The 3,430-nt window shown below is 71.4% G+C and carries 5 protein-coding genes; 4 read left to right on the forward strand and 1 reads right to left on the reverse strand.

Annotated features, from left to right (window positions below; genetic code table 11):
• The 4 genes from VJR25_RS05570 to ribH all read left to right on the forward strand — a co-directional run.
• The coding region (locus VJR25_RS05570) for a RibD family protein (protein ID WP_324113384.1) at positions 1–410 on the forward strand (410 nt) is incomplete at its 5' end.
• Positions 410–1,048: a riboflavin synthase gene (locus tag VJR25_RS05575; RefSeq protein WP_324113386.1), complete on the forward strand. Its 639-nt coding sequence runs from the start codon at positions 410–412 to the stop codon at positions 1,046–1,048. The genes VJR25_RS05570 and VJR25_RS05575, both read left to right, overlap by 1 nt.
• Positions 1,045–2,307: a GTP cyclohydrolase II gene (gene ribA, locus VJR25_RS05580; protein WP_324113388.1), complete on the forward strand. Its 1,263-nt coding sequence runs from the start codon at positions 1,045–1,047 to the stop codon at positions 2,305–2,307. Before VJR25_RS05575 ends, ribA begins: the two co-directional genes overlap by 4 nt.
• Positions 2,304–2,780 carry a 6,7-dimethyl-8-ribityllumazine synthase gene (ribH, locus tag VJR25_RS05585; RefSeq protein WP_324113390.1) on the forward strand — a complete coding sequence of 159 codons (477 nt, stop codon included), beginning with the start codon at positions 2,304–2,306 and terminating at the stop codon, positions 2,778–2,780. Before ribA ends, ribH begins: the two co-directional genes overlap by 4 nt.
• A 73-nt stretch (positions 2,781–2,853) precedes the next feature.
• Here the strand turns inward: ribH and VJR25_RS05590 are convergent, their stop codons facing one another.
• The gene (locus VJR25_RS05590) at positions 2,854–3,309 is read right to left on the reverse strand and encodes a DUF2269 family protein (protein ID WP_324113392.1); all 456 of its coding nucleotides are present in this window, start codon (positions 3,307–3,309) and stop codon (positions 2,854–2,856) included.
• Positions 3,310–3,430 lie beyond the last annotated feature (121 nt).

The following is a 3,430-nucleotide window of genomic DNA, read 5'->3' on the forward strand; positions in this document are numbered from 1 at the left end:
TGCTGCCGCAGCAGCCCGTCCCGGTGGTGATCGGCACCCGCCGGATCCCGGCCGACGCGCTGGTGCGCCGGCATCCCCACGACCTGCTGCAGTTCGACGGCGACCTGGTCGCGGTGCTCGAGGAGCTGCGCGAGCGCGGCATCCAGCGCGTGTTCGTCGAGGGCGGGCCGACGCTCGCGAGCGCCTTCCTGCGGGAGGGCCTCGCCGACGAGGTGCTCGTGTACGTCGCACCGAAGCTCATCGGGCGCGGCGCGGCGGGAGACTTCCCGGCGATCGGCGATGTCGGCGTCGGCACCATGGCCGACGTGCGACCGCTGGAGCTGGCATCCGTCGAGCGGCTCGGGGACGACGTGCTGATCGTGGCCGTGCCGCGCGAGGGAATCCCGACCGGTGAAGAAGGAGAAGGCTGATGTTCACGGGGATCGTGGAAGAGATCGGCGAGATCACCGCCACCGAGCCGTCGGGTGACGGCATCCGGCTGACGGTGCACGCGCCGAAGGCGGTGTCGGATGCCGGTCACGGCGACTCGATCGCGGTGTCGGGCGTGTGCCTCACCGTCGTCGATCAGGGCCCGGACTGGTTCACCGCCGACGTCATGAAACAGAGCCTCGACATGACGACCCTCGCCGGCATCGCCCCGGGCCGCCGGGTGAACCTCGAGCGCGCAATGGCCGCGCACGGGCGCCTGGGCGGGCACATCGTGCAGGGCCACGTCGACGGCACCGGCGAGGTGCTCGAGGTGCGTCCCGGAGCCGAGTGGCAGGTGGTGCGGGTGGCCCTGCCCGCCGACCTCGCCCCGCTGGTGGTCGACAAGGGCTCGATCACCGTCGACGGCACCTCGCTCACCGTGAGCGCCACGTCGCGGGCGGACGCGCCGCAGCACTGGTTCGAGGTGTCGCTCATCCCGGAGACCCTCGCCGCCACGACGCTCGGCGCCCTCACCGCGGGCGACCGCGTCAACCTCGAGACCGACATCCTGGCCCGGCACGTCGAACGCCTCCTCGCGTTCCGCACCGGCCCGAACCCGACGGAAGGGGGCTCCCGATGAGCCTGTCCACGATACCTGCGGCCCTCGACGCACTGCGCGCGGGCAAGCCGGTCATCGTCGCCGACGACGAGAACCGCGAGAACGAGGGCGACATCATCCTGTCCGCCCAGCTCGCCACCCCGGAGTGGCTGGCATGGACCATCCGCTGGTCGAGCGGGTTCCTGTGCGCGCCGATGCCGGCCGATTGGGCCGACCGGCTGGACCTGCCGCCGATGGTCGCGAACAACCAGGACTCCAAGCACACCGCGTACACGGTCAGCGTGGATGCCGCCTCCGGCGTCACGACCGGCATCAGCGCCGGCGACCGGGCCCACACGCTCACCGTGCTGGCGGACCCCGCCTCGACGGCGGCCTCCGTCATCCGTCCCGGTCACGTGCTGCCGCTGCGCGCCGTCGACGGCGGCGTGCGCGAGCGCGCCGGCCACACCGAGGCGGCCGTGGAGCTCATGAAGCTCGCCGGCCTGGCACCGGTGGGCGCGATCGGCGAGGTCGTCGCCGAGGACGGCAGCATGATGCGGATGCCCGGTCTTCTGGAGCTCGGCGAGCGCGAGGGCCTGCCGGTCATCACCATCGAGCAGCTCATCGCGCACCTGAACGAGGTCTCGCCGATCCCGGACGACGCCCGCCGCGGACGGCGCGTCGTGAGCCTGCGTGCCGAAGCCGCCGTGCCGACGTCGCACGGCGAGTTCCGGTTCCTCGCGTACAAGGATCGCGCCACCGGCACCGACCACATCGCCGTCGTCAAGGGCGAGCTCGGCCCGGAGGCGATCGTGCGCGTGCACTCGGAGTGCCTCACCGGCGAGGCGTTCGGCTCGCTCAAGTGCGAGTGCGGCCCGCAGCTGGATGCCGCCCTCGACGTGATCGAGAAGGACGGCGGCGTGGTGATCTACATGCGCGGCCACGAGGGGCGCGGCATCGGCCTCATCAACAAGCTGCGCGCCTACAGCCTGCAGGAGCAGGGCCTGGACACCGTCGACGCGAACCTGGCGCTCGGCCTGCCGGCGGACGCCCGCGACTATGCGGCCGCGGCCGGCATCCTGAACGACCTCGGCATCAGCCGGGTGCGGCTGCTGACCAACAACACCGACAAGGTGACGCAGCTGCGGGCGTTCGGCGTGGACGTCGTCGAGCAGGTGCCGCTGATCGTCGGCGTCGGCCCGGTCAACCGGGACTACCTCGCCACGAAGCGCGACCGCATGGGACACGTGATCGCCGACGGTGCGCTGCACCTCGGCGCCGCAGAAGGAGAGATGAAGTGAGCGGAAAGGGCGCGCCGATCGCGGCGACCGAGATCGACGGCACCGGCCTGCGGGTCGTCGTGGTGGCGGCATCCTGGCACGACACGATCATGGACGGCCTCGTCGCCGGCGCCGCCCGCGTGCTGGATGCGTCCGGCGCCGACTGGACGCTCGCCCGCGTGCCCGGCTCGTTCGAGCTCGCCGTCGCCGCACAGGCCGCGTTCGCGGGCGGGGCGGATGCCGTCGTGGCGCTCGGCGTCATCATCCGGGGCGGCACGCCGCACTTCGAGTACGTGTCGTCGGCGGCCACCGACGGACTGAACCGCGTGTCGCTGGACGCCGGCAAGCCGATCGGGTTCGGCCTGCTGACGCTGGACGACGAGCAGCAGGGACTGAACCGCGCCGGGCTGCCGGACTCGGAGGAGGACAAGGGGGCAGAGGCGGCGGATGCCGCCCTGCGGACCGCGGCCGTCATCTCCGCGCTGCGCGGCTGACAGACGGACGGAAGGGCCCGGATCCGCACGGCATCGCCTGCGGATCCGGGCCCTTCGCTGTCGCGGGTGGGCCTTACGGCTTCCAGATCATAAGGACGACCACGACGACGAGCAGCAGTGACACGATGCCGCTGGTCCCCGCGATCGCACCGTAACCGGCCGGCTTGGAGCCTGCGGCATCCGCCCCCGCTCCGGCCGCCTCGATCGCCTCGGCCGCCTTGTTCATCTGCGGCACGACGACGAAGGCGCTGAGCGCGAAGGCGATGACGTAGAGGATCACCGAGGTGAGGATCCACGGCGTGGTGAACGACAGGTCGTACTGCTTGGGCGCCAGCGACATCGCGCCGAAGCCGAAGACGAAGGTCAGCAGCGACAGCCACGAGAAGATCATGGTCGACTTCGCGAGTGTCGTGACCTGGGCGGCGCTGCCGCTGCGCAGGGCCCGCAGGCCCGTCATCGGCAGGATCGCCATCGGCCCGACGATGAAGACTGCGGTGCCGATGTGCAGGATGTCGATCAGAGTGTCCATGTCCCTAGCTTATGGCATGCTGAAGGTTCCCGCCTTCGTCTTCGGATCAGGATTCGTACCGCGCGACACCGCGCAGGAACGTGGCGATCACCCGGATGTCGGGGATGTCGGCGGCCTCGGC

Origin of the sequence: Microbacterium sp., from assembly GCF_035277845.1 — a bacterium.
In the GTDB taxonomy this organism is placed as follows: domain Bacteria; phylum Actinomycetota; class Actinomycetes; order Actinomycetales; family Microbacteriaceae; genus Microbacterium.